General features: G+C 65.8%; 27 protein-coding genes. 11 read left to right on the top strand and 16 right to left on the bottom strand.

Going from position 1 to position 23,212, the window contains the following annotated elements; translation table 11 throughout:
* Positions 1 to 132: 132 nt before the first annotated feature.
* Positions 133 to 1,077, top strand: coding sequence for a hypothetical protein (locus ABJO18_RS04970; protein ID WP_348507869.1), 945 nt, complete (start codon positions 133 to 135; stop codon positions 1,075 to 1,077).
* On the top strand, positions 1,074 to 1,985 hold the full coding sequence (locus ABJO18_RS04965; RefSeq protein ID WP_348507870.1) for an MBL fold metallo-hydrolase: 912 nt from the start codon (positions 1,074 to 1,076) through the stop codon (positions 1,983 to 1,985). The genes ABJO18_RS04970 and ABJO18_RS04965 overlap by 4 nt, the downstream gene beginning before the upstream one ends.
* Here ABJO18_RS04965 and ABJO18_RS04960 read toward each other — a convergent pair.
* Entirely contained in the window at positions 1,982 to 2,788 is an 807-nt protein-coding gene (locus ABJO18_RS04960; RefSeq protein ID WP_348507871.1) for a DUF1499 domain-containing protein, read from the bottom strand. The genes ABJO18_RS04965 and ABJO18_RS04960 overlap by 4 nt on opposite strands.
* A gap of 24 nt (positions 2,789 to 2,812) precedes the next feature.
* The gene (pdxH, locus tag ABJO18_RS04955; protein WP_348507872.1) at positions 2,813 to 3,487 is read right to left on the bottom strand and encodes a pyridoxamine 5'-phosphate oxidase; all 675 of its coding nucleotides are present in this window, start codon (positions 3,485 to 3,487) and stop codon (positions 2,813 to 2,815) included.
* 88 nt (positions 3,488 to 3,575) lie between these two features.
* Between pdxH and ABJO18_RS04950 the strand changes: the two genes are divergently transcribed.
* From ABJO18_RS04950 to ABJO18_RS04935, 4 genes are all read left to right on the top strand, one after another.
* The gene (locus tag ABJO18_RS04950; RefSeq protein WP_348507873.1) at positions 3,576 to 4,085 is read left to right on the top strand and encodes a hypothetical protein; all 510 of its coding nucleotides are present in this window, start codon (positions 3,576 to 3,578) and stop codon (positions 4,083 to 4,085) included.
* A 46-nt stretch (positions 4,086 to 4,131) separates the two neighbouring features.
* Complete coding sequence (gene aroC, locus ABJO18_RS04945) at positions 4,132 to 5,223, top strand: chorismate synthase (protein WP_348507874.1); 1,092 nt, start codon at positions 4,132 to 4,134, stop codon at positions 5,221 to 5,223.
* 120 nt (positions 5,224 to 5,343) lie between these two features.
* Positions 5,344 to 6,645 (top strand): hypothetical protein, encoded by a 1,302-nt coding sequence (locus ABJO18_RS04940; RefSeq protein WP_348515755.1) that lies wholly within the window; start codon positions 5,344 to 5,346, stop codon positions 6,643 to 6,645.
* 182 nt (positions 6,646 to 6,827) lie between these two features.
* Positions 6,828 to 7,616: a hypothetical protein gene (locus ABJO18_RS04935; protein ID WP_348506807.1), complete on the top strand. Its 789-nt coding sequence runs from the start codon at positions 6,828 to 6,830 to the stop codon at positions 7,614 to 7,616.
* Between the two features lie 28 nt (positions 7,617 to 7,644).
* On the opposite strand, the gene ABJO18_RS04930 is transcribed toward ABJO18_RS04935, so the two are convergent.
* Positions 7,645 to 8,379 carry a TlyA family RNA methyltransferase gene (locus ABJO18_RS04930; RefSeq protein WP_348506808.1) on the bottom strand — a complete coding sequence of 245 codons (735 nt, stop codon included), beginning with the start codon at positions 8,377 to 8,379 and terminating at the stop codon, positions 7,645 to 7,647.
* A gap of 55 nt (positions 8,380 to 8,434) precedes the next feature.
* Here ABJO18_RS04930 and ABJO18_RS04925 point away from each other — a divergent pair, with 55 nt between their 5' ends.
* Together ABJO18_RS04925 and ABJO18_RS04920 are read left to right on the top strand one after the other, a co-directional pair.
* The gene (locus ABJO18_RS04925) at positions 8,435 to 9,052 is read left to right on the top strand and encodes a TetR/AcrR family transcriptional regulator (protein WP_348506809.1); all 618 of its coding nucleotides are present in this window, start codon (positions 8,435 to 8,437) and stop codon (positions 9,050 to 9,052) included.
* Positions 9,053 to 9,082: 30 nt separating this feature from the next.
* A complete protein-coding gene (locus tag ABJO18_RS04920) occupies positions 9,083 to 10,480 on the top strand; it encodes a S41 family peptidase (protein WP_348506810.1) in 1,398 nt (465 codons plus the stop codon).
* 4 nt (positions 10,481 to 10,484) lie between these two features.
* Here ABJO18_RS04920 and dxs read toward each other — a convergent pair whose 3' ends face one another.
* The 6 genes from dxs to ABJO18_RS04890 form a co-directional block, all read right to left on the bottom strand.
* Positions 10,485 to 12,410: a 1-deoxy-D-xylulose-5-phosphate synthase gene (dxs, locus tag ABJO18_RS04915; protein WP_348515754.1), complete on the bottom strand. Its 1,926-nt coding sequence runs from the start codon at positions 12,408 to 12,410 to the stop codon at positions 10,485 to 10,487.
* 14 nt (positions 12,411 to 12,424) lie between these two features.
* On the bottom strand, positions 12,425 to 13,312 hold the full coding sequence (locus ABJO18_RS04910; protein WP_348506784.1) for a polyprenyl synthetase family protein: 888 nt from the start codon (positions 13,310 to 13,312) through the stop codon (positions 12,425 to 12,427).
* 9 nt (positions 13,313 to 13,321) lie between these two features.
* Positions 13,322 to 13,681, bottom strand: coding sequence for a tRNA-binding protein (locus ABJO18_RS04905; RefSeq protein ID WP_348506785.1), 360 nt, complete (start codon positions 13,679 to 13,681; stop codon positions 13,322 to 13,324).
* 1 nt (position 13,682) lies between these two features.
* Positions 13,683 to 13,931, bottom strand: coding sequence for an exodeoxyribonuclease VII small subunit (locus ABJO18_RS04900; RefSeq protein ID WP_271185023.1), 249 nt, complete (start codon positions 13,929 to 13,931; stop codon positions 13,683 to 13,685).
* A 66-nt stretch (positions 13,932 to 13,997) separates the two neighbouring features.
* Positions 13,998 to 14,600: a histidine phosphatase family protein gene (locus tag ABJO18_RS04895; protein WP_348506786.1), complete on the bottom strand. Its 603-nt coding sequence runs from the start codon at positions 14,598 to 14,600 to the stop codon at positions 13,998 to 14,000.
* 92 nt (positions 14,601 to 14,692) lie between these two features.
* Positions 14,693 to 15,625, bottom strand: coding sequence for a histone deacetylase family protein (locus tag ABJO18_RS04890; RefSeq protein ID WP_348515753.1), 933 nt, complete (start codon positions 15,623 to 15,625; stop codon positions 14,693 to 14,695).
* 151 nt (positions 15,626 to 15,776) lie between these two features.
* Here ABJO18_RS04890 and ABJO18_RS04885 point away from each other — a divergent pair, with 151 nt between their 5' ends.
* Positions 15,777 to 16,487, top strand: a complete 711-nt coding sequence (locus tag ABJO18_RS04885) for a type 1 glutamine amidotransferase domain-containing protein (RefSeq protein ID WP_348507201.1) — start codon at positions 15,777 to 15,779, stop codon at positions 16,485 to 16,487.
* Between the two features lie 21 nt (positions 16,488 to 16,508).
* Here ABJO18_RS04885 and ABJO18_RS04880 read toward each other — a convergent pair whose 3' ends face one another.
* The 6 genes from ABJO18_RS04880 to ABJO18_RS04855 form a co-directional block, all read right to left on the bottom strand.
* Entirely contained in the window at positions 16,509 to 16,931 is a 423-nt protein-coding gene (locus ABJO18_RS04880; protein WP_348507200.1) for an SET domain-containing protein, read from the bottom strand.
* Between the two features lie 152 nt (positions 16,932 to 17,083).
* Entirely contained in the window at positions 17,084 to 17,956 is an 873-nt protein-coding gene (locus ABJO18_RS04875) for an NAD(P)-dependent oxidoreductase (RefSeq protein WP_348507199.1), read from the bottom strand.
* Between the two features lie 45 nt (positions 17,957 to 18,001).
* On the bottom strand, positions 18,002 to 18,775 hold the full coding sequence (gene lepB / locus ABJO18_RS04870; protein ID WP_348507198.1) for a signal peptidase I: 774 nt from the start codon (positions 18,773 to 18,775) through the stop codon (positions 18,002 to 18,004).
* A gap of 3 nt (positions 18,776 to 18,778) precedes the next feature.
* On the bottom strand, positions 18,779 to 19,531 hold the full coding sequence (gene lepB, locus ABJO18_RS04865) for a signal peptidase I (protein WP_348507197.1): 753 nt from the start codon (positions 19,529 to 19,531) through the stop codon (positions 18,779 to 18,781).
* 8 nt (positions 19,532 to 19,539) lie between these two features.
* Entirely contained in the window at positions 19,540 to 19,860 is a 321-nt protein-coding gene (locus tag ABJO18_RS04860) for a YbjQ family protein (protein ID WP_271185015.1), read from the bottom strand.
* Complete coding sequence (locus ABJO18_RS04855; RefSeq protein WP_348515752.1) at positions 19,857 to 20,078, bottom strand: hypothetical protein; 222 nt, start codon at positions 20,076 to 20,078, stop codon at positions 19,857 to 19,859. Before ABJO18_RS04855 ends, ABJO18_RS04860 begins: the two co-directional genes overlap by 4 nt.
* Before the next feature lie 213 nt (positions 20,079 to 20,291).
* Here ABJO18_RS04855 and ABJO18_RS04850 point away from each other — a divergent pair, with 213 nt between their 5' ends.
* Positions 20,292 to 20,675: a hypothetical protein gene (locus tag ABJO18_RS04850; RefSeq protein ID WP_348507195.1), complete on the top strand. Its 384-nt coding sequence runs from the start codon at positions 20,292 to 20,294 to the stop codon at positions 20,673 to 20,675.
* A gap of 12 nt (positions 20,676 to 20,687) precedes the next feature.
* Here ABJO18_RS04850 and ABJO18_RS04845 read toward each other — a convergent pair whose 3' ends face one another.
* Positions 20,688 to 22,445 carry an acyl-CoA dehydrogenase gene (locus ABJO18_RS04845; RefSeq protein ID WP_348507194.1) on the bottom strand — a complete coding sequence of 586 codons (1,758 nt, stop codon included), beginning with the start codon at positions 22,443 to 22,445 and terminating at the stop codon, positions 20,688 to 20,690.
* A gap of 185 nt (positions 22,446 to 22,630) precedes the next feature.
* Here ABJO18_RS04845 and ABJO18_RS04840 point away from each other — a divergent pair, with 185 nt between their 5' ends.
* On the top strand, positions 22,631 to 23,206 hold the full coding sequence (locus ABJO18_RS04840; protein WP_348507193.1) for a cytochrome b: 576 nt from the start codon (positions 22,631 to 22,633) through the stop codon (positions 23,204 to 23,206).
* The last annotated feature ends 6 nt before the right edge of the window (positions 23,207 to 23,212 follow it).

Here is a 23,212-nt window from a genome sequence, read left to right as displayed (position 1 = left end):
GTTCACATTCGCCTCGCGTGTTCGGCTGCGCGCCACTTCACGCAAGATCCGCGCCGTCCGTGATCCAGCGTGAATTGCATGTGTCCGGCACATGCCTAGGATGCGGCGTGACGACAGGAGAAAGGCCCTTCCATGCACAGTGCGCTGTGGTGGCGAGACTTCGAGTTCCAGGACGGTGTCGTCACCGTCAAGAAGACCGGGGCACGCCTGCGTCTCGAACCGGGGCTGATCGGCGAAGTGCTGGCCTGGTTCCCCTTCTATTTCGTGGTCGAATCCTGGCGCCTGAAGGCCGCCACGAAACCCGGCCCGCGCATCTGGTTCACCCCGGACCGCCCGCGGCCCTGGTATCTCGTATGGTCGGTGCTTCACGCGGCAGGCGCCCGCATCGCCGACAGCCCCGAGACGGCCGACGCCGTCTTCGTGTTCGACGATTGCACAGTGTGCAACCCGGTCCAGGTCCAGCCCGGCACACGCCTCATCAATGCCGGCTGCCAGAGCATCGCCAAGAGCCATGTCGCCCGCGTGTTCGAACAGTGTTTCGGCTATCCGCTCTCGGTCGATCCGGAAAGCTGGACCGGTCCGATGGTCGAGAAGTCAGAAACCAATGGCGCCCATGACGGCCGCATCATCCAGGGTCCCGCTCCGGCCCGCCATGGGCAAGTCTATCAGCGCGTGATCGACAACCGTAACGGTCGCGGCCTGGTCGAGGACCTGCGCTGCCCGATGGTCGGCGGATGCATCCCGCTGGTGCTGCGCAAGCGCCGCCGCGAGTCGATGCGCTTCTGCAATTCCAACGACGAGGTCGATTTCGCCGAGACCGATACCGTCTTCACCGCCGACGAGCAGGACAGCCTGGTCCGCTTTGCGCAGGCCATGCGGCTGGACTGGGGCGGGCTGGACGTGCTGCGCGACCGCACCGACGGTCGCCTCTACGTCGTCGATGTGAACAAGACCGACATGGGCCCGCCCATTGCGATGAAGCTGCGCGACAAGATCACCGTGACCCGGCGGCTTGCTGCGGCCTTCCGCGACCTGGTCCGCCCCTCATCACCCCAACAGCCCGACAGGCTTTCATGACTGCCATCCCCTTTATCCGTGAGTTTGAGTTCGAGTATGGCCGCTGCGACCGGCTGTCCGACCGGATTCGCCGCGTTGTCGCCCCCAATCCCGGCCCGTTCACCTACACCGGGACAGGGGTCTACATCATCGGTCATGGCGAGGTTGCCGTGATCGATCCGGGCCCGGTTCATCCCGACCATATCGACGCCCTCGACCGCGCGCTGGACGGCGAGCGCGTGACGCATGTCTTCGTCACCCATCATCATCTCGACCACTCGCCAATGGCCCATCCACTGGCCGAGAAGCACGGCGCGACGGTTTATGGCTACGGCCCGCAGATCACCCCGCCCGCCGGCGGAGAGGTTCGCCTCGAGGCTGGCGACGACACGGGTTTCAAGCCGGATGTCCAGGTGCGCGACGGCCAGGTTTTCCGGGGCAAGGACTGGTCGATCGAGGCGCTTCACACGCCCGGCCATACGTCCAATCACGTCTGTTATGCCTTGCTGGACGAAAACACGCTGTTCGCGGGCGATCATGTCATGGCCTGGTCGACCAGCGTGATCAGCCCGCCGGACGGTCATATGGGCGATTATCTGCGCGAGCTGGCCCGTATCCGCGACCGCGATTTCGACATTCTCTGGCCGACCCACGGTCCCGCGATCACCGAACCGCGCCCCTTCATCCAAGCCTATATCGACCACCGCATGCAGCGCGAGGCGCAGATTCTCGAACAGGTCCGCGCCGGCCGGCACCGCGTGCGGGACATGGTCGAGGCGATGTATGCCGATGTCGACAAGCGGCTGCACCCCGCCGCCGCCCACTCGGTACTCGCCCACCTCATCCACATGATCGAAACCGGCCGCATCGCCTGCACAGGCGAGCCCGGGCTGGAAGCGGAATACACGCTGGGTGTAGCAGTGGCCTAGCGAGCGTCGTCCGCGATCGCCGTGCTGAAAGCCTGGACGCGCCGGGCGTTGCGACCGAGATCGTGGATGGGCTGGCGGGCGAGGGAGCGGATGTCGACGAGGCTGCCGCCCGCACCGTCATCGCGCACGCGTACGACAATATCGTCACGCAGACCGTACCAGAAACTCTCCGTACCTGCTTCGAACATGCCGGCACTGGCCGAGGCTGTCCCGACGCGCCAGCGATGCGTGTGCGCATAGCGAAGGGCATCTGCAAACACCGCCTCCGGCGCCCGGTCGACATGAACGGTGGCCAGCGCCGGATAGGCTTGCGCCTGCACGGCCGCGAGCGAACGTCCGTCCTCGCCCAGCTTGCCTGCATAATCGAGCGCCTGGTGATGCACAGACCGGCGCGCAGCGAAGGACGGCGTGAAGTGCGGCGGGTTTTCCAGATCCGTTGTCACGTCCAGCAGCAGGGGCCGGGCGCTGCGCTGCCTGTCGATCTGCCAGGCCCACCCCAGCCCTGCGACACCGATCACGACGGCGAGCAGGGGTGACAAAAGCGCACCGAAGAAGCGCCGGCGGGCGATCAGATGCACAAGCGACAGAATGAGGCTCAACCCGCCCGCCGCGAGGCTCGCGAAGAGAAGCGGTCGGCCGATCGTGTGTGTCATCCACCCCAGGCCCGTCGCCAGATCGATGAATTCCCACTTTGCCCCGAAGGCCGCCATTGCGAACCAGAGCGGCACACCCAGGGCCAGAAGGGCACACACCCATCCGAGCGGGACGAGGATCGCCCGCAGGAATTTGCCAAAACTGCGCATATCAAGCCCCCGCTTGGCTTCGCATCAAGGATACAGCCGATCGACCTGCCAAGGCGAGTGTGAATCCGGTCGTGAAAACGTCATTCGGTCGTGCAGGCGGAAAGGCCGGTCGCGCCAGAACTCGATCGACATCGGCACAATCCGGAAACCGGACCAGTGCGGCGGGCGCGGCACTTCCCCCAGACCGAAGCGCGCCGCCTCGCGGGCAACGGCCTTTTCCAGGGCGAACCGGCTCTCCAGGGGGCGCGACTGTTTCGAGGCCCAGGCGCCGATCCGGCTGTCCCGGGCGCGGGAGGCGAAATACGCGTCGGCCTCATCGGCCGCGACCGGCTGGACCACCCCCCTCACCCGCACCTGGCGGCGCAGGGATTTCCAGTGGAAACACAGCGCAGCCTTGGCATTTACCGCCAGCTGCTGGCCCTTGGCGCTCTCCAGATTGGTGTAGAAGACGAAGCCATCGGGATCGACATCCTTCAGGAGCACCATGCGCACATCCGGCAGCCCGTCGGCATCGGCGGTCGCCAGCGCCATCGCATTGGCGTCATTCGGCTCCTTGCGCTTGGCATCCTCCAGCCAGTCGGCAAAAAGCGCGAACGGTTCCTCGCGGTCGAAAATCTCCGCCGCATTGGCATCGGCGGTCTTGGCATACGCATCCGCGTCCGGTGAGGGCGGAATGAGACCCGGCTTCGACTTCGACATGATTCACCTCCGGCGTGCTTGCCGCCTAGGTACGCTCAAAGTCAGCGGCGTCAACCTTTCGGGAATCTTCTCGTCCTAGATTCACGGTATGACAGCGCGTGTTACGAGTATCGGACAGGCCTATGCCGCCCTCGGACTCGCGCCCGGTGACGGGCGCGAGGCGGCCAAGTCCGCCTTTCGCGCGCTGGTGAAAACCCTGCATCCCGATGTCACACCGCCAACGCCGCAGACGCTCGCGCGACTGGCGGAAATCGTTGCGGCCATGGACCTGATCAAGGCCAATGCGCCGGTCTGCCTGGATATCGAGATCAGCCGGACCGAGGCTGCCACCGGCGTCACACGCACCCTGCGCCATGGCGAGCGCCCCGTCCTGGTGCGCATCCCGGCCGGCACACGCGACGGCGAACGCGTGACCGCTGTCGGCGAGCCCGGCACGATCATCACAATCCGCATCGCAACAGCACAGGATACGGGGCCATCCGACATCCCCTCCCTGCTCGACCGGGCGGATCTGGAAGCCTTCATTCACGAATATTCCCGCCCGTCCGCCCATGCGCGCCTGGCCCGCTGGATCCGCAAAGCGCAGTCGGCTGCGTGACGGACGCATGATCCGCGACTAGTCTGCGCCAAAACGCGGATCGATCATGTCTCACAACTCATTCGGACACCTGTTCAGGATCACCACCTGGGGCGAAAGCCACGGCCCGGCCATCGGCGCCGTTGTCGATGGCTGTCCCGCCGGCATTCCCCTGAGCGAGGAGGATCTCCAGCCCTGGCTGGACAAGCGCCGCCCGGGCTCCAGCCGCCATGTCACGCCGCGCCAGGAGCCCGATCGCGTGCGTATCCTGTCCGGCGTTTTCGAGGACGACCGGACGGGCGGCCCCGTCACCACCGGCACACCGATCGGGCTGATGATCGAGAATGTCGATGCGCGGTCGAAGGATTATGGCGATATCCGCGACAAGTGGCGCCCCGGTCATGCCGACTACACCTATGACATGAAGTATGGCGTACGCGATTATCGCGGCGGCGGGCGTTCATCGGCCCGCGAGACGGCCATGCGCGTCGCCGCCGGCGGGATTGCCCGCAAGGTGCTGGGCGACGGGATCGCGATCCGGGCCGCGCTCGTCCAGGTCGGCGCCCGCGCCATCGACCGCTCGCGCTGGGACTGGGACCAGGTGAACGAGAACCCCTTCTTCTGCCCCGACGCGGAAACCGCTGCCCTGTGGGAAGCGGACATGGACGCGCTACGCCGTGACGGTTCCTCGACCGGTGCCATCGTCGAAGTCGTGGTCTCCGGTGTGCCGGCCGGCTGGGGTGCGCCTGTCTATGGCAAGCTCGACAGTGACCTCGCCATGGCGATGATGACGATCAATGCGGTGAAGGGTGTTGAGATCGGTGCCGGCTTCGGCTCGGCTGCCCTGCGCGGTGAAGAGGCCGCCGACGAGATGCGCATGGGCGAGGACGGCCCGCACTTCCTGTCGAACCATAATGGCGGCGTACTGGGCGGGATTTCCACCGGCCAGGATCTGGTGATCCGTTTCGCCGTCAAGCCGACGTCCTCGATCCGTGTTGCCCGGCGCACGCTGGACCGCGATTTCAACGAGACCGAAATCGAGACCCGCGGCCGGCACGACCCCTGCGTCGGCATTCGCGCCGTTCCTGTCGGTGAAGCCATGGCTGCGCTCGTGCTGGCCGATCACAAGCTGCGGCATGCCGGTCAGAGCGCGTTCTGAGCGGTTTTCCGGGTTCGGACGAAAGATGAAGGCCCTGTTCATGCTGGGCTCATCCATACGGAATTAACCTTCGGTCAACCTGGCCGGGTCCGTCCCGGCGTAGACCCGGAGGCGTGTCCCATGACACCACGCAAGCACCGCCTGCTTGGCACCGCCCTTGTCGCTCTCGTCCTTCTGCCTGCCACGCTGGCGGTGGCCGCACCTGCGGACGCCCAGCGGCAGGAAAACGGCAACAGCTATGGCGATCCCGACCGTCGCGAACACCGTCGGGCCGGCCGCGAAGCCCGGCGCGAACAGGCCCAACCTGATCGTGGCAACCGGGATGCACGCGAGCGGCGCGGCCGGGACCGGGGCGACGCCCGCCGCGAGCGCCGCGATCCCCCGCCGGGAACGGGACGAGGCGATCATCGCCGGGACGGTCAACCGGGCGGACAGGATCGCAATCGCCGCGGTGCAGGCGATCATGACCGCCGCGACCAGGCCGGTGACCGCAACCGAAATGGCCGGGGTCCCGGCTGGGACAACAACCGGCGCGACCAGCGCAACTGGGACAATCGCCGTGATCGCCGCGATCACCGCGATGCCGGGCGCGACCGCAATGGCCGCAATCCGGGCTGGGACAATAATCGCCGTGACCAGCGCGACTGGGATCGTCGCCGGGATCATCGCGATGCCGGCCGGGACCGCAATGGCCGGAACCCGGCCTGGGATCGCCGCGATCAGCGCCGGGACTATCATGACAATCGCCGGGACCGCCGGTGGGACAATGATCGCGGCCGCCGGCCCGGCGCCCATCACGACCGCCGCCGCTGGGAGTATGCCCAGCGCCGCCGCGATTTCTATCGTGACCGGGCCCGCCGTCAGGCCCGCCTGCACTGGGTCCACCATCTGAATCGCGGCTGGTCGAACTCACGCTATTATGGCCATTGGGGGCCGTCGGATCGCTGGCGCTATCACCGCCAGTACTACAGCCATGGCTATGAGGGCCGCCGCTTTGCCTATTATGACGGGCTGTGCCGCTATGACCGCAATGGCAGCGATGGTGCGATTGTCGGCGCACTGCTCGGGGCCCTCGTCGGCGGCGCGGCTGCCGGCGATGACGGTGTCGGCGCCGGCATCCTGCTGGGTGCAGGGTTCGGGGCAGCCTTGGGCAGCAGTCTCGATCGCATGGATAATTGCGACCGGGCGCAATACCACTACGCGATGAACTACGCCTTCGAGTATGGCGAACCCTATTACTGGGCGAACCCGTATTCCGGCGTGCGCGGCACGATTGTCGTCCGCGAGACCTACTACACCGCCGGACGCGAATGCCGGTGGGGCGATGCCGAGATCTACATGCCCGACGGCACGTATAATTACGACCGCGTGCGCATGTGCCGCGACGGTTACGGCGACTGGCAGGTTGCCCACCGCCAGTAGATCTCCCGCTTCGGGCGCATGTCAGACGGGGCCGGTCATCACCGGCCCCGTTTGTGCATGTGAAGGGCCTTGTCCGGGGGATTGCGAAACTGTCATCTGCCCGTTCATCCTGGGCTCATCGCCCGCCGCCTAGGATCACCTGGACATTGGGACAAAGCACTCCCGACGCATGGAGGCACATGATGAAACTGCTGACCCCCGCCCTGCTCGCTGCGACGGCTCTTTCGGTTACACTGCCGGCCGTCGCCGAAGCCCAGTCCTATGGTGCCCGTTCGGGCCAGACCTATCAGGACTGTGAAGCCGGCCGCCAGAACCGGCAGGTTGCCGGTGCCCTGATCGGCGGCATTCTCGGTGCCGTGATCGGCAATGAGCTCGCTGACGACAGCAATAACAACCGCCATGGACGTCCCGACCGCTGGGACCGGAACGCCCGCTGGGATGACGCCCGCCGTCATGGCCGTGGCTATTACGGCCGGCGCGACCGCCGCTATGAGCACCGCGATCGCGGAAATGCCGAGGAAGTCGGCACGATCGCCGGTGCCGGTGTCGGCGCCCTGATCGGTGCGGGCATCGCCGGCGGCGAGGATTGCGGCAATACCCGTTATCCGTCCAACAGCCGCTACCCGGACAACCGCTATCCGGGCAAGCCGGACGGCTATTACGGCGACACCGGCTATTACGGCGACGATCCTTACTATGAAGACGACCGCTACTATGACAGCAATGCCGGCTATGGCGATGACCGCTATTACGACGACGGCTACGGGTCCTCTGGCGAGCTTCTGGGTGGCCAGCGCAACGAGCCGGCGCGCACTTATTCGGCCTCTTCGAGCTACACCACCGTGTCGGCGACCGGCCGCTGCGAGTGGCGCCGGACGCAGAGCGTCGACAGCTATGGCCGGGCCGTGAGCGACCAGATCCAGATGTGTCAGGGTGCCGACGGCATCTGGCGTCCCGCCGACACCTATTGAGCCATTAAGTCGCGGACATTTCGAGCTTTCATGCTGGGTTCGAGCGGGTGGCGGCCATAAGGTATTCCCTGTTGCCGTCACCCCCTTCGACCGGACTGTCGATGACCGCGCCGACCCTGAAATCCGAACCGGCCTCGAGCCCGGAGCAGACGGTGTCGACCGCGCGCCGGCGGTCGGCCTCGTTCTTCACCAGGCCGCCCTTGCCGATGGCCGCCCTGCCGACCTCGAACTGGGGTTTGATCAAGGCAATCAGTTCGGCGCTCGGTGCAGCCAGCTCCAGCGGCCGCATGATTACCTTGAGCAATGAAATGAAGCTGGCGTCGCAGACCACAAGCGATGGCGGTTCGCTGAACAAATCCGCCTCCAGCGCCCGCGCGTCCATGCCTTCAAGGGATGTCACACGCGGGTCGGACTGAAGCCGCGCGTGCAGCTGATCCCGCCCGACATCGACCGAATAGACATGCTGCGCGCCGCGTGACAGCAGCACTTCGGTGAAACCGCCCGTCGAGGCGCCGACATCGAGGCAGACCCGCCCCGCCGGATCGATGTCGAAAGCATCAAGCGCCGCTACCAGTTTCAGCGCTGCGCGCGACACCCAGGGAAACGCCTCCTCCGCCTCGATCTGTGCCCCTGGCGCGATCTTCTGCGACGGCTTGCCGACCGGTTCGCCATCGGCCCGGACCTTGCCGGCCGCGATCGCCGCCTGCGCCCGGGCCCGGGTCTCGAAATAGCCGTGTTCGACAAGGTAGCGGTCTGCGCGCATCGAGGTCCTGCGGATAATAAGTGACTGTGGTCACCAAACTGCGCATCCTGCGCCGATGACCGGCAAGAGAGAAAGCAAAAAGCGGGCGGTTCGCAAAGCCCTCTATGACGCAGCCCACACACTGATCGAGCGGGACGGCTATGATGCCGTCAGTGTCGACCAGATCGTTGCGGCCGCGGGCGTGGCCAAGGGGACCTTCTTCAACCACTTCCCCAGCAAGGCCGATCTGCTTGCCGAATGGTATGCGGATGTCATCGCGCGGACCCGCATCGAACCGCCGGAGCTGACCGGCGCCCCCCTGCCCCGGCGCCTGACCGCACTGGCCCTGCGCAGTTCGGATCTTGCCGCAGCATCCCCCCGGATGTGGCAGGCCAAACACATGCATGCGGTTGCCACACCATCAGTCCAGGCGGCCGAGAGTCAGGCCGATCGCCTGGTCGCCGGGGACATTGCGGGAATGATTGCGGCATCGGCCGATGCGGGCGCACTTCCCGCATCGACCGATGCGGCGGCCATGGCGGATCTGGTTGTCACGCTGGTCACGGGCTCGATTCGCGAATGGCTGACTTCGGGTCAGGAAGGCCGGTTGGAAGACCGCGTGGAAAGTCGGCTGTCGCGCCTGTGCGCGCTGGCAGGCTATCAAGCCCTTGCCGCGGAGCCAGAGGATCGCTAAAAGGTGACCGTAGTCACTTTTTTGTTTCCCATGTCCCGACCTTCTTCTCTTGCGATCTGTGCTGCCCTGCTTCTGACCGCCTGCGTTGAGCCCTCCGCGTTCGCGCAGCCTCGTGAAATTTTCAGCAGCAATGGCACGATCGAGCCGGCGCGCGGCATCTGGCACTCCACCGATTACGGCTGGATCCTGGAGATTGACGCGGACGGGATCACGCGCTGGCAGGATGCGCCCGCCGGGTGCTACGCGACCGCGCAAGACGGTCCGACCCTGATGAGCCAGGTGGAGTATCGCTACATCACGCCGCTGGGCTCAGACCGCGCGAAGTTCGAATACCTGCCCAGCGACGGCAATACGGTTTTCGAACGGCTGGGTGCCCTGCCGGAGACGTGTGGCGCACAAGACCTCTCGGGCCGGCGCGCGACCTTCGATGTCTTCACCTCGATCTTCGAACGCCACTACGCCTTCTTCGAACGCCGCGGTGTCGACTGGCAGGCCCGGGTCGCCGAGGCACGGGCCCGGCTGAGCGACGATATGAGCGATGCGGACGTCTTCGCCCTTCTCGCCAGCCTGATCGAACCGCTGGGCGACAGTCACACCAAGCTGATTGCCGAATTCGACGGCGAGCGTCATCGCGCCCAGTACGGGCTGGGGACCACCCTGCCCATGATCGCCGGCGGTATCGGTGAAACGCCCTGGCTCATCGGCCTGATCGAGCAGACCCTCGGGGAGGTTCTCGATCCGGGCGCACGCCATATCGGCAATGATCGCGTCATAACCGGCATGATCGACGGCCGTGTCGGCTATATCCAGATATTCACCATGGGCGGCTTCACGGACACGCAAACGCCCGGCACGCCGGAATGGGCCGCCGCCGAGCTCGCCGCACTCGACACAATGCTCGACGAAGCCCTGACCGGCTTTGCCGATGCGGATGCCGTCATACTCGACCTGTCCAACAATCGCGGCGGCTATGATGCCGTCACGCGTGCAATCGCCAGCCGTTTCACCGACACGCCCTTCACCGGCTATACGGTCCGCACCGACTGGAGCGGTGAGCCGGATGCGGTCTATCGCATCGAGCCGCATGACGGACCGCGCTATACCGGGCCCGTCTACGTGCTGACGAGCGATGTCACGGTGTCCGCCGGCGAGATCACGACGATGATGCTGCGGCAATTGCCGAACGTGACACAGGCCGGCGGAACCACGCGCGGCGCCTTCTCGACCCCGCTGGCCAAACCGCTGCCCAATGGCTGGTATGTCGAGCTGGCGAACGAGATCTTCGCCGACGCCGAAGGCGTGGTGCACGAGGGGCGCGGCCTTGAGCCTGAAGTCGCGCTCGACGTGTTTGACGCGGACGATCCTGTCGGCTCACATGGCCGGGCCGTCCGGGCGCTCGCCGAGCACGCGCTTTCCAGCCTCTACTGAGCGGTCAGCTTGCCGCGAGAGCGGCGGCAATGCGTTCGGCAGCCGCTTCATCCTGGCCCATCGCCTCGAGCGCACGGGCCGCGATGTGACGGGCATTGAGGCCGGCCTCTTCATACATGTTGAAGGGCGTATCCTGGTCCTGGAAGACGTCCGGCAGGGTCATGGTGCGAATCTTGAGCCCGCGATCCAGCGCGCCCTTCTCGGCCAGCAAGTGCAGCACGAACGCACCGAAACCGCCGCGGGCGCCCTCTTCCACCGTGATCAGGACTTCATGCTCGCGCGCCAGGCGCAGGATGAGGTCTTCGTCGAGCGGTTTGGCAAAGCGCGCATCGGCGACCGTGGTGGAAAAGCCCTGGGCCGCCAGCGCATCGGCAGCCTTCAGGCTCTCGCCCAGACGCGTTCCCAGCGACAGGATTGCGATCCGCGAACCCTCGCGCACGATCCGGCCCTTGCCGATCTCGAGCGGCTCGATAACGTCCGGCATCTCGATGCCCGTGCCATTGCCGCGCGGATAGCGGAAGGCGGACGGGCGGTCGTCGATCTGCGTCGCCGTCGCCACCATGCGTGACAGCTCCACCTCATCGGCCGCAGCCATCAGCACCATGCCGGGCAATTGCCCGAGATAGCCGACGTCGAACGAGCCGGCATGCGTGCAGCCATCGGCCCCGACAAGGCCCGCACGGTCGATCGCAAAGCGGACCGGCAGGTTCTGGATGGCCACATCGTGGACGACCTGGTCGTAACCGCGCTGCAGGAAGGTGGAATAGATCGCCGCGAAGGGCTTCATGCCGTCGGCCGCAAGACCGGCCGCAAAGGTCACCGCATGCTGCTCGGCGATGCCGACATCGAACATGCGCTCGGGGAAGCGTTCGCCGAACAGGTCGAGCCCGGTGCCGCCCGGCATGGCCGCGGTGATCGCCACGACGCTGTCGTCCTTTTCGGCTTCACGGATGAGCTGCTGGGCAAAGACCTTGGTGTAGGACGGCGGACCGCCCTTCGACTTCTGCTGCTCGCCGGTCACCACGTTGAACTTGGCAACGCCATGATACTTGTCGTCGGCCGCTTCGGCGGGCGCATAGCCCTTGCCCTTCTGCGTGACCACGTGAACCAGCACGGGACCATTGTCGCCGTCGCGGACATTGCGCAGCACCGGCACCAGCTGGTCGAGATCATGGCCGTCGATCGGGCCGACATAGCGGAAGCCCATCTCTTCGAAGAGCGTGCCGCCCATGGCCATGCCGCGCATGTATTCCTCGGCCCGGCGCGCGGCCTCCTCGACATGCAGCGCCTTGGCCACGCCCTTGCCCAGCTTGCGCAGGCTCCGGTAGCTCTTCGAGGAGACCAGCCGCGCGAAATAATGGCTCATCGCACCGACCGGCGGTGCGATCGACATGTCGTTGTCGTTGAGGATGACGATCAGGCGGCCGCCGATATGGCCGGCATTGTTCATCGCCTCATAGGCCATGCCGGCCGACATCGACCCGTCACCGATCACCGCGATGACATTGCGATCCTCATGCTTGAGGTCGCGGCCCACGGCAAAGCCCAGCGCCGCGGAGATCGAGGTCGAGGCGTGCGCGGCGCCGAACGGGTCATACTCGCTTTCGGCCCGCTTGGTGAAACCGCTCAGCCCGCCGCCCTGACGCAGGGTGCGGATACGGTCGCGCCGACCGGTGAGGATCTTGTGCGGATAGCACTGATGCCCGACATCCCAGATCAGCGTATCGCGGGGCGTGTCGAAGACGTGATGCAGAGCGGTCGTCAGCTCGACCACACCCAGGCCAGCCCCCAGATGCCCGCCCGTGACCGAGACCGCGTCGATCGTCTCCGCGCGCAGCTCATCGGCCAGCTTGCGCAGCTGGTCGATCGAGAAATTGCGCATGTCGGAGGGCTCTCGGACCTGGTCGAGGGTCGGGGTGGTGGGTGCCATACGGGTCCAGCCTTTCACGAGCGCCGGTCGAGGATGAAGTCGACGGCCTCTCTCAAAACATCTGCTCGCGCGCCGAAGGGTTCAAGGTGGTCCTTGGCCTGTGCGGCCAAGTGCCGCGAACGGTCCCGCGCGCCTTCCACCCCCAGAATGGTGACGAAGGTGGCTTTTCCTTGACCGGCGTCCTTGCCGGCCGCCTTGCCCATCTCCGCCTGGTCCCCCGTCGCATCCAGAAGGTCGTCCGTGATCTGATAGGCCAGTCCGAGGTCGTGAGCAAATCCTTCCAGCGCCCGGCGGATATGATCTTCCACCTCGCGCAGGATGGTGCCGATCTCGACGGCATAGTTGATCAGCGCGCCGGTCTTCATCCGGTGCATGCGCGTGACGACCGAGATGTCGAACTGTTCGGTCTCGGCGCGGATGTCGATCATCTGGCCGCCCACCATGCCATAGGGGCCGGAGGCGCGGGCAAGACGCTCGACCAGGCGCGAGCGCACGCTGCCGCGCTGATGGGTGTCGGGATGGGCCAGAATCTCGAACGCCACCGACTGCAGGGCATCGCCCGCCAGGACAGCCGTGGCCTCGTCATAGGCCTTGTGGACCGTCGGGCGGCCCCGGCGCATGTCGTCATCATCCATGCACGGCAGATCGTCATGGATCAGCGAGTAGGCGTGGATGCATTCCAGCGCGCAGGCCGCGCGCAGAACGCCACGCTCATCGGCATTCACCAGCCGCCCGGCCTCGACCGCCAGGAAGGGGCGCAACCGCTTGCCCGGCCCCAGCGCGGCATAACGCATGGCCGAGTTGAGATGCGCTTCGGGACCTTCCGCACGCGGCAGCAGGGCATCCAGCGCCACGGTCACCCGGTCGGCAGCTTCGTTCAGGCGTTGTTCGAAAGAATCCATTCGGCAGCCCTAATGCATCCGCGCGCCGTTCGGCACGGGCTTGTCCGGCGCCAGAAGGATGATCGCTCCGTCCGGATCGGAGGCCCCGAGAACGAGGATTTCCGACTGGATCGGGCCAATCTGGCGCGGCGGGAAATTGACGACAGCAAGCACCTGGCGGCCCACCAGCTCTTCCGGCGTGTAGTGCGCGGTGATCTGGGCCGAGCTTTTCTTTTCGCCCAGCTCGGGTCCGAAATCGACCCACAGCTTGATCGCGGGTTTGCGCGCTTCCGGGAAGGCCTCCGCACGCACGACCGTGCCGACGCGGATATCGAGCTTCAGGAAATCCTCGATCGTGGCGAGCGGTGCCGCCGGCTCGTCCTGCGCCATGTCAGTCGAGCCCGGCCGGTTCGGTGGCCGGCTGGCCGTCCTCGCCCCGCACGATCTTCTCGACCTTCAGTTCGGCGGTCTTCAGCTTGCCCTCACAATGCGCCCGCAGAGCCGCACCGCGCTCGTAGATCTGGATCGACTTTTCAAGCTCGACCTCGCCCGATTCGAGCTGCTGCACGATGCGCTCGAGCTCGGCGAGCGCCTGTTCGAAACTCAGGGTCTCGATGTCGGGTAGCGGCGTATCGGACATGGCTTCCTCTCGTCTCCGGGCAGCATAGAAAGCGGACTCAGGCGCGGCAATGCCGCGATTGCGGGCTCAGCGCGGCCGGTATTCATAACGGCGCCAGGACCAGTAGGTATCACCGCCATCGCGGACACATACCCAGCCGGACCCGCGCAATTGCGGACGCATCATGCGGTTGAACCAGCCATGGGCGCACAAGACAACCGGTCCGGCTGCAGCCGCCTCGATCAACTGGTCGGCGGCCTGCCGTGCCCGGGCCTCGGCGTCAGCCCGGCTTTCCCGGCCGCGTGACCAGCCCATCCACCAGGAGCAACGCGCAAACACGCCCCAGGTCTTGGCCATGAAACGCCCCGGCATGGGCGGCGGCGGCAATTCGGCTTCGATGAAGACCGGATCGATAACGGGCGCCCGGTCAGGTGCCACGGCCTGCGCCGTCTCGATGGCGCGGCGCAGGGAGCTGGCAAAGACGGTGTGTGATTCTGCAGCAGCCCGGATCAGCGCGTCGGGCGCAGACTGCCCTTCGACAAGCCCCGCGGGCTGATATTCATTATCCCACCAGTCCTCGTATCCGCGCCAGTCGAGCCAGCGCTCGCGATTGGCGTCCGGACGGCCGTGGCGGGCGATAGTGATACTGCCCGGCGAGAGGCTCTGGAGGTCTGTTGAAGAAGGGTTCATCGGGGTCGCACGGGGGAGGGTCAGCCAGCCGGTACGCCCCGTCGTTACCCGCCGACACTTCAATCCTGTGATGACGGGGAGTGCCCGCCCGCTCAGGCCCGGGCAAGCGCGCGGACAAAGGCCGCGGCCGACCGGCCCAGTGCCGGGCAGTCGTATCCGCCCTCCAGCACGGAGACAAGCCGCGAATGCGCAAATTCCGATGCCAGGGCAGCCAGGCGTTCCGCCGCCCAGGCATAGTCCTCGTCGACCAGGCCCAGCCCGCCAAGCGGATCATCCGCATGCGCATCGAAACCGGCGGAGACCAGGATCAGCGCCGGCTGCGTCTTGCGCAGGGCCGGAACGATCTCGGCTTCGAAGGCGGCGCGCCAGGCCGCACCGTCAGTCCCGTCTGGCAGCGGGACATTCACCACATTGCCGCCAAGACCGGTTTCGCCGCGATGCCCGGTGCCCGGATAGAGCGGCGACTGGTGCAGCGAGGCAAACAGCACCCGCTCGTCACGCTCGGCCAGGCATTGCGAGCCATTGCCATGGTGCACATCGATATCGACGATGGCGACCGATGGCAGACCGTGGACCTCGAGCGCATGCATGGCGGCGATGGCAATGGTGTTGAACAGGCAGAATCCCATCGGGCGGTCGGGTTCGGCATGATGGCCCGGCGGCCGCGCCAGCAGGAAGACTGCCCCCTCCCCGTCCCGCATCACCGTATCGACACCGGCGATGGCCCCGCCGACCGCTGACAGTGCAGCCCGCGCCGACTGGCCGCACACGATCGTGTCCGGATCCAGCCCGACAAAGCCCTCGACACCCGCCTCGGCACAGGCCGTCAGCACGCGATCGACATGTTCGACGGTATGAAACCGGGCCAGTGCCTCGACCGGCGCCTGCCCGGCTTCCGCCCAGACCGTGCCGGCAATCCCGGCCAAGGCCTCACGCACCGCGGTATAGCGGCCGTCATGCTCGGGATGCCCGTCAGGCAGACGATGGGCGAGACTGGCGGGGCTGTCGATGAGGGTGGTTTTCATGGCCGTCCATCCGCTGGCTGCTGCAATTGGCACCCTAGCGGAGACCGGCGTCCTGTGCAGCCGCGGAACGGGACGGCGCTGCAGCCGTTGCGACGCTGAGGGGCGTGATCGCCCCGCACCCAGGCTCAGTCACGACATAATGGAGGCTTCCATGACGTCACGCATTCTCATCCTCACCACATCCCACGGCACGCTCGGCGAGACCGGCAAGCCGACCGGCTTTCACTGGCAGGAGCTGACCGATCCTTACTGGGCTTTCCGCGATGCCGGCGACACGGTCGAGATCGCCAGCGTTCATGGCGGCCAACCGCCGGCCGATCCCGGCTCGGATGACGGCGAAGGCGAGCGCCCCCCATCCGTGCAGCGCTTCATGGATGACGCAGCCGCCATGCAGGCCCTGAAACAGGCCCGGCCGGCGGCCCATCTGACGCCCGGCGAATACGACGCCATCTACCTGCCCGGCGGCCACGGCACGATGTGGGACCTGCCCGACAGCAAGGCGGTTGCCGAACTGATCGGGAAGGCCTGGGACGCCGGCGCCATCATCGCGGCGGTCTGTCATGGCCCGGCCGGCCTGGTGGGCGCCACGCTCGCCGATGGTACCCCTCTCGTGAAAGGCAAGCGCGTCAACAGCTTCACCGATGCCGAGGAGCGCAAGGTCGGGCTGGACGATGTCGTGCCCTTCCTGCTGGAAAGCCGCCTGCGCGAGCTGGGCGCGGTGTTCGAAGGCAATGACGAGGCTTTCGGCCCCCATGTCGCACGCGACGGCCGTCTGATCACGGGGCAGAACCCGGCCTCGAGCAAGCCGCTCGCAGACCAGGTCCTCGCCGCACTCAAGAACAGGCAGTCGGAACCGGCTTAGCGCGCCGGAGCTGCGACAGGTCTAACCGCTGACAGCGGCGATCCGCGGGGCCTGCCGGCGCCGGGCCGGAGTCGGCAGCAGCACGACATTCTCCATGAACTGGCTGTAGTCGCACAAGATTTCCTCACCCTGGGCAATATCCCGCACAGCCACGCCGCTTCCGTCAGCCGCCGAGAAATCGAGGTTGGGCGTGCTGGAATGGTTCAGGAAGCGGGCATGATCGCCATCGAGCAGATAGCCGTTCAGGCCACGGTCGAAATAGGCATAGCGCTGGATGTAGCCGCGATAGACCGGCGGCCGTTCGGCCAGTTGCGCCTCGGTAAGCACGAGATCGGTCGCCGGGTCGAGGGTCCACATCAAGGTGCCCTTGCGGATTCGTCTGACGGCAAACACGCCCAGCCCTTCCAGCGGGCTGGGTTGAAGATAGGTTTCGACCAGAAGCATGGGTCTGACACTCCGGCCGGCCGCGTCGACGGCCGGCGAGAATGAAGCGGCCGGATCAACCGGCCGCAGAGTGCGACGCTCCAACGCTCATATTGGCGAATTTTTGCGCGATGCAAGCGGTATTTTAAACTGGGGCGATGACCGCCCCGGCATCAATGCCCCAGCGTGACATTCATGATTTTCACGCCTGGCGGCGCGGGCACATCTTCCGGCACGAAAAAGTCTGGCAGGAGCTCGATTTCGGGGTCGTAGGAATACTTGTCCAGGTCGCGCTCGCCCTCCTCCCAGAGGAAGGTGTCGTCGATGATGAAATTGCCCGTGAACTCGTCCGCCGGCTTGTTCAGCACGGCATAGGCCGTATCGGCGAGGATTTCCGGCTTGCGGCAGTTCTTCATCGCTTCTTCGCCGGCCAGCACGTTGGAGATCGCGGCCGTCGCGACGGCCGTACGCGGCCAGATCGCATTCGCACCGATCCTGCCCTTGAACTCCTCGCCCCAGCCCAGCACGCACAGGCTCATCTGGTATTTGGCCGAGGTGTAGGCGACATGGGGTCCGAACCACAGGCCGCGCATGTCCAGCGGCGGCGCCAGGGCGATGATGTGCGGATTTTCCGCCTTCAACAGGTGGGGCAGGCATTTCTGGGTGGTCAGGAAAGTGCCGCGGCCATTGACCTGGTGCATCAGGTCGTAGCGCTTCATCGGCGTATCGGCCGTGCCGCGCGGGAAGATTGCCGAGGCATTGTTGATCACGGCATCGATACCGCCAAACCGGTCGACAGCGGCAGCAACAGCGGCCTCCACCTCTTCCTCGTGACGGATATCGCATTTCACGGCGAGGGCCTGGCCGCCGGCCTTCTCGATGGTCTCGGCCGCCGTGTGGATCGTCCCCTCAAGGCGCGGATCCGGCGTGTCGGACTTTGCAGCGATAACGATATTGGCACCATCGCGCGCACAGCGTTCGCCGATCGCCAGGCCGATACCGCGGCTGGCACCCGTGATGAAGATCGTCTTGCCCTTGAGGCTCATGGCCGTGTCTCCCCGGAATGTGTGTCCGGAGAGGTTAGAGCGCCGTTACAGCCCGCGCCAGACCCGACCGCGCGGGCAATACAGCCCGTCTTCGTGCCGGCATTGTTCGAACGTGTAGAGAACGGTCTCGGCGCGGCCGACAATATTCTCGAAACGCACAAAGCCCGGCCCTTCCGGCGCACGGCTGTCGGCGGAATTGTCGCGATTGTCGCCCATGACGAAGACATGGCCCGCCGGCACGACTTCCGGGCCGTACTCGTCCAGCCAGTTATTGTCGCCGCGCTCGTAGATCGGGTGAACCCGGCCGCCGGGCAGACGCTCTTCGTACAGGCGTACGCGGACTGCTTCTTGCGGATCGGCGCTTTCCCGATAGGTCCGGTCCTCCACCAGCATGCGGTCGACCTGGGCCCCGTTGATGAAAAGACGGCCATCGCGCATCGCCACGATGTCGCCGGGCAGACCGATCACCCGCTTGATCAGGGTCAGATCCTGGCGGTCATCCCACAGCACCACGACATCGCCGCGCCGCGGGCTGCTCCAGCCGATGCGGCCATCCCAGCTGTCGGGCAGAAGATTGCCCAGCCCCAGCGGCAGGGTGTGGCGCGAATAGCCATAGGCCCATTTCGACACCACGATCCGGTCGCCCACTTCCAATGAGGGCTGCATGCTCTCTGAGGGAATGTAATAGGTCGCAAAGGCGAGCGAGGTGAAGCCGAACCACACCGCCGCCACGCCGGCAAACATGTTGATCGCCTCGCCGAGCTCGGCCCCGATGCGGGCTGCCCGGAGACGCAGAGACCGGCGTGACAGGCGTTTCATGGCCTAGAGACCTTGCCAGACCCGCCCGCGCGGGCAGTACAGCCCGTCTTCGCGGCGGCAGCGCTCGAAGGTAAACAGCACCGTCTCTGCCCGGCCGACAACATTCTCCAGCGGCACGAGGCCCGGCCCGTTCGAGGCCCGGCTGTCATTGGAGGCATCCCGGTTGTCGCCCATCACGAACACCGTACCGGGCAGGATCGTCACCGGCCCGTAGCTGTCGAGCTGATAGTTGTCGCCACGCTCATAGATCGGATGATCCCGGCCACCCGGCAGGGTTTCCTCGAAGAGAGTCGCCGTGACGATATTGTCGCGCGGATGATCCCGGTAGGAGCGCACTTCGATGAGTTCGCGCGGCACCGGCTCGCCATTGAGGTAGAGCTGGCCCTGGCGCATCTCGATCACATCGCCCTCGATGCCGATCACGCGCTTGATCAGATTGCGCGGCGGCGACTGGCGCTCGTCGCGGAAGACGACGACATCGCCGCGCCGCGGGTTGTGCCAGGCCAGGCGGCCATTCCAGCTGTCCGGCAGCATGTAGCCGATGCCCAGAGGCAAAGAGTGGACCGAATAGCCATAGGCCCATTTGGACACCAGAACCCGGTCGCCCACTTCCAGCGAGGGCTGCATGCTTTCCGACGGGATATGAAAGGCGGCAAAACCGAAGGTCACCAGCCCCAGCCAGACGGCTGCCACACCGGCGACAAAGCGTACGGTTTCCACAATCTCGCTCGCAGCCCGGCCTGCCAGGCGCTTCATCAAGGCACTCATTTCAGTTTTACCGCCGTTCCGTAGGCCAGGATTTCCGCCGCACCTTCCATCACCGACGAGGTCGACAGGCGCACCGTCACGATTGCGTCGGCGCCCAGCTCTTCAGCATGCTTCGCCATCCGGTCGAGCGCAGTCTCGCGCGCTTCGGACAGAAGGTCGGTGTATTCGGGAACTTCACCGCCGACGATATTGCGCAGGCCGGCGATGAAATCGCGGCCGAAAAAGCGGGCCCGGACGACATTGCCGCGCGCGATACCGACCACACGGTCGATCTCGCGGCCCGGCACGGCGTCCGCCATGGTGACAATCAGGCTCATTCCTCGTCTCCGTCTTCGAACACGATCCGGTTCTCCCTTGCGCGCAGGAACATGATCGCCACGCCGGCAGCGGGCATGCCCGTGACCAGCAGCCAGAAACCGCTCAGCGGGTAAGGCAGATACCAGCGGCCGATCAATCCGGCTGCCAGCAGAATGACATACCCTGCGATCCCGCCGAGAAGCAGGACGATACCGGCATGGTCCAGGAAACGCGCCAAGGGCACCCGAACACCTCCCGTGCTCACGCATCAGCATTCCGAATACGTCGAAACGCCGTCACAACCAAGGCTTGGGCGCGGAGATGACAGCATTTTCAGCCTGCCGTGGCATCGCCGCCGCAGCCACGCCGCGCAAAGACGGGGGACGGCAAGGTGTCGCATCCCCTGTCCCATGCCGCGCTTTGGCCATCTTCGTGGGGAAGGATCGGTCTCATGAACCAGACGATCTATGAACCGACCTCGACGCCGGCAGCCGACCGGGACGACCGCCTTCTGGCGGGGCTGAACTATGCCCTGCTGATCGTCGGCAACATCATCGGCGTATCCAGCCTCGTCGCCGTGATCATCGCCTATGCGCGCCGCGACGGATCACCGAACTGGCTGCAATCGCACTTCACATACCAGATCAAGAGCTTCTGGGCGGCCATCGTCGGCATTGTGGCCTGCACGGTCATGGTGCTCACGGTGATCCTGGCCCCGTTCGGCCTGATCGGCTTTGCCCTGATCTGGGTGTGGATGCTGGCGCGGTCGATCGTGGGCCTGGTCCGCCTCGTGGACGGACGCGGCCACCCCGACCCGCACGGCATGTGGATGTAGGGCGGGCCGGCGTCAGACGCCGAAGCCCACCTCGTCAATCATCTCCGACCCCATGGTGACGTCGTCGACGCGCGACGGCGCCAGCGTCATCACCGCTTCGGCATAGAAGTTCGCCAGCGCGATCCGCTGGGCCGCGAAGGCCGGATCGCCGATGTTTTCCTTCTGGCGCCGGCGAGCTGCGACGGCCCCGACGCACAGCAGCCAGCCGCCGATCGTCTCGCCCGCCAGGGTGAGGAAGGGGGTGGCGCCGGCCAGCCGGTCCTTCATGTCGACCTCTTTCAGCCAGTCGACCGCTTCACGCATGGCATCCAGACTGTCCTGCAGGCGATCGCCGAGCGGCGGCAGGTCCGGGTGTGACGAGGTCGTGCAGGCCTCGATGGTCTGCCCGATATCCGAGAACAGCTCGTCAAAGGCCGCGCCGCCATCCATGTTCAGCTTGCGGCCGACCAGGTCGATCGCCTGGATGGCGTTGGTGCCCTCATAGATCGGCGTGATACGAGCATCGCGCAGATGCTGGGCCGCGCCGGTTTCCTCGATATAGCCCATGCCGCCATGGACCTGGACGCCCAGCGAAGCGACCTCGACACCGATATCGGTCGACCAGGCCTTGGCGACCGGCGTCAGCAATTCCTCGCGGCGCTTGGCCGCGGCGCGCTCGTCGGCATCCTCGGCATGCTCGGCCATGTCGGTCGCCACGGCGCAGGACACGCAGATGGCGCGCGAGGCGGCGATCTTGGCCTTCATCAGTGACAGGGTGCGCTTGATATCCGGATGATGGATGATGGCGTGCGGTGCCGGGCCCTCGGTATCGATGGCACGGCCCTGCTTGCGGTCCTGGGCATAGGCCAGCGCCTGCTGGAAGGCGCGTTCGGCAATACCGACCCCCTGCACGCCGACATTCAGACGCGCCGAATTCATCATCGTGAACATGCAGCGCATGCCGGCATTTTCACCGCCGATCAGCCAGCCGGTCGCACCGGTGTATTCCATGGTGCAGGTCGGCGAGCCGTGGATGCCCAGCTTGTGCTCGACCCCGATGGCGCGCAGATCGTTGCGCGACCCGTCCGGCAGGATTTTCGGCACGATGAAGAGCGAGATACCCTTCGTGCCTTCCGGCGATCCCGGCGTCCGCGCGAGCACGAGATGGATGATGTTCTCCGCGCAGTCGTGTTCGCCCCAGGTGATGAAGATCTTCTGGCCCGAGATCGCCCAGCTGCCGTCGGCATTCGGCTCGGCCTTGGTGCGCAGCGCGCCCACATCGGACCCGGCCTGCGGCTCGGTGAGGTTCATCGTGGCCGACCACTCGCCGGTGAGCAGCTTGCCCAGATACAATTCCTTCTGCTCGTCAGTGCCGTGGGAGATCAGCGCCTCGATACCGCCATAGGTGAGCATCGGGCCGAGGCCGAAGGACAGGTTGGCGCCCTGGATCATTTCCAGCACGGCCACGCCCAGCGCCCGCGGCAGGCCCATACCGCCCAGCTCCGCCGGGAATTGCAGCCCTTGCCAGCCGCCCTCGACGAACTGCGCATAGGCCGCCGGAAAGCCGGTCGGCGTGGTGACGGCATCATTCTCGAGCTTGCAGTGTTCGGCATCGCCGACGCGATTGAGCGGCGCGAGCACATTCTCGGCCAGCTTGGCCGCCTCTTCCAGAATGGCCGCCGTCAGATCGGAGGTGAAATCCGGGAAGGCACCCGTCGCCTTCAGCCCCTCAACAGCCGCTACCTCTTCCAGCGTGAAGCGCATTTCATCCAGCGGTGCGCGATATGTCATGGCCGACCTCCGTCATCATTTTTTTGTGGCCGGAACATAACCCGCCTTCCCGCCGATGCGAATCCGGAAACAGTGTTTTGTCCAGCCCGCGACGTTGTGTGGCTTTTCGGACGCGCAGGCAGCGGGCATATACTGTGACGAGAGCCGCCCGGCCGGGCGGAAAAGCCCCTGGGGGAGCCCGAACCATGACCGACACGCCACGCTACACCGCCGTCGCCATCACCCTTCACTGGATCCTCGCGGTCCTGCTGCTCGGCATGGTGTTCTTCGGCTGGTACATGGAAGACCTGCGCGACGGCCTGTTTGCCGGCACAGTGCCGCTGGAAGAGGTTCAGCAGGCCTATAACCTGCACAAGACGACCGGCATGGCGATCCTGGTCCTCTCGCTGATCCGTCTGGCCTGGCGCCTGACCCACAAGACCCCGGGCATGCCCGAAGGCATGAAACCCTGGGAAAAGCTGGCCGCCCATGCCGTGCACTGGGCCTTCTACGTGCTGATGATCGGCATGCCGATCATGGGCTGGATTTCCGCCTCTGCCTCGGAACTGCCCTCTTTCCTGTTCAACAATCCCGACATGCCGTTGCCGCGCCTGCCGGTTCCGCAAAGCGAGAGCCTGCACGAAGTGTCCGGCTCGATCCACGGGGCCGGCGGCTGGCCGATCCTGATCCTGTTCGGCCTGCACGCCGCAGCGGCCCTGAAACACCAGTTTGTCGACCGCGACGGGCTGATCGCCCGCATGATCCCGGTCCTGAAAGGATAAGCCCCG

Origin of the sequence: Maricaulis sp. (assembly GCF_039978735.1) — a bacterium.
Taxonomy (GTDB): domain Bacteria; phylum Pseudomonadota; class Alphaproteobacteria; order Caulobacterales; family Maricaulaceae; genus Maricaulis.
Note: the sequence above shows the minus strand (reverse complement) of the source record. Positions and strands in the feature narration are given on the sequence as shown.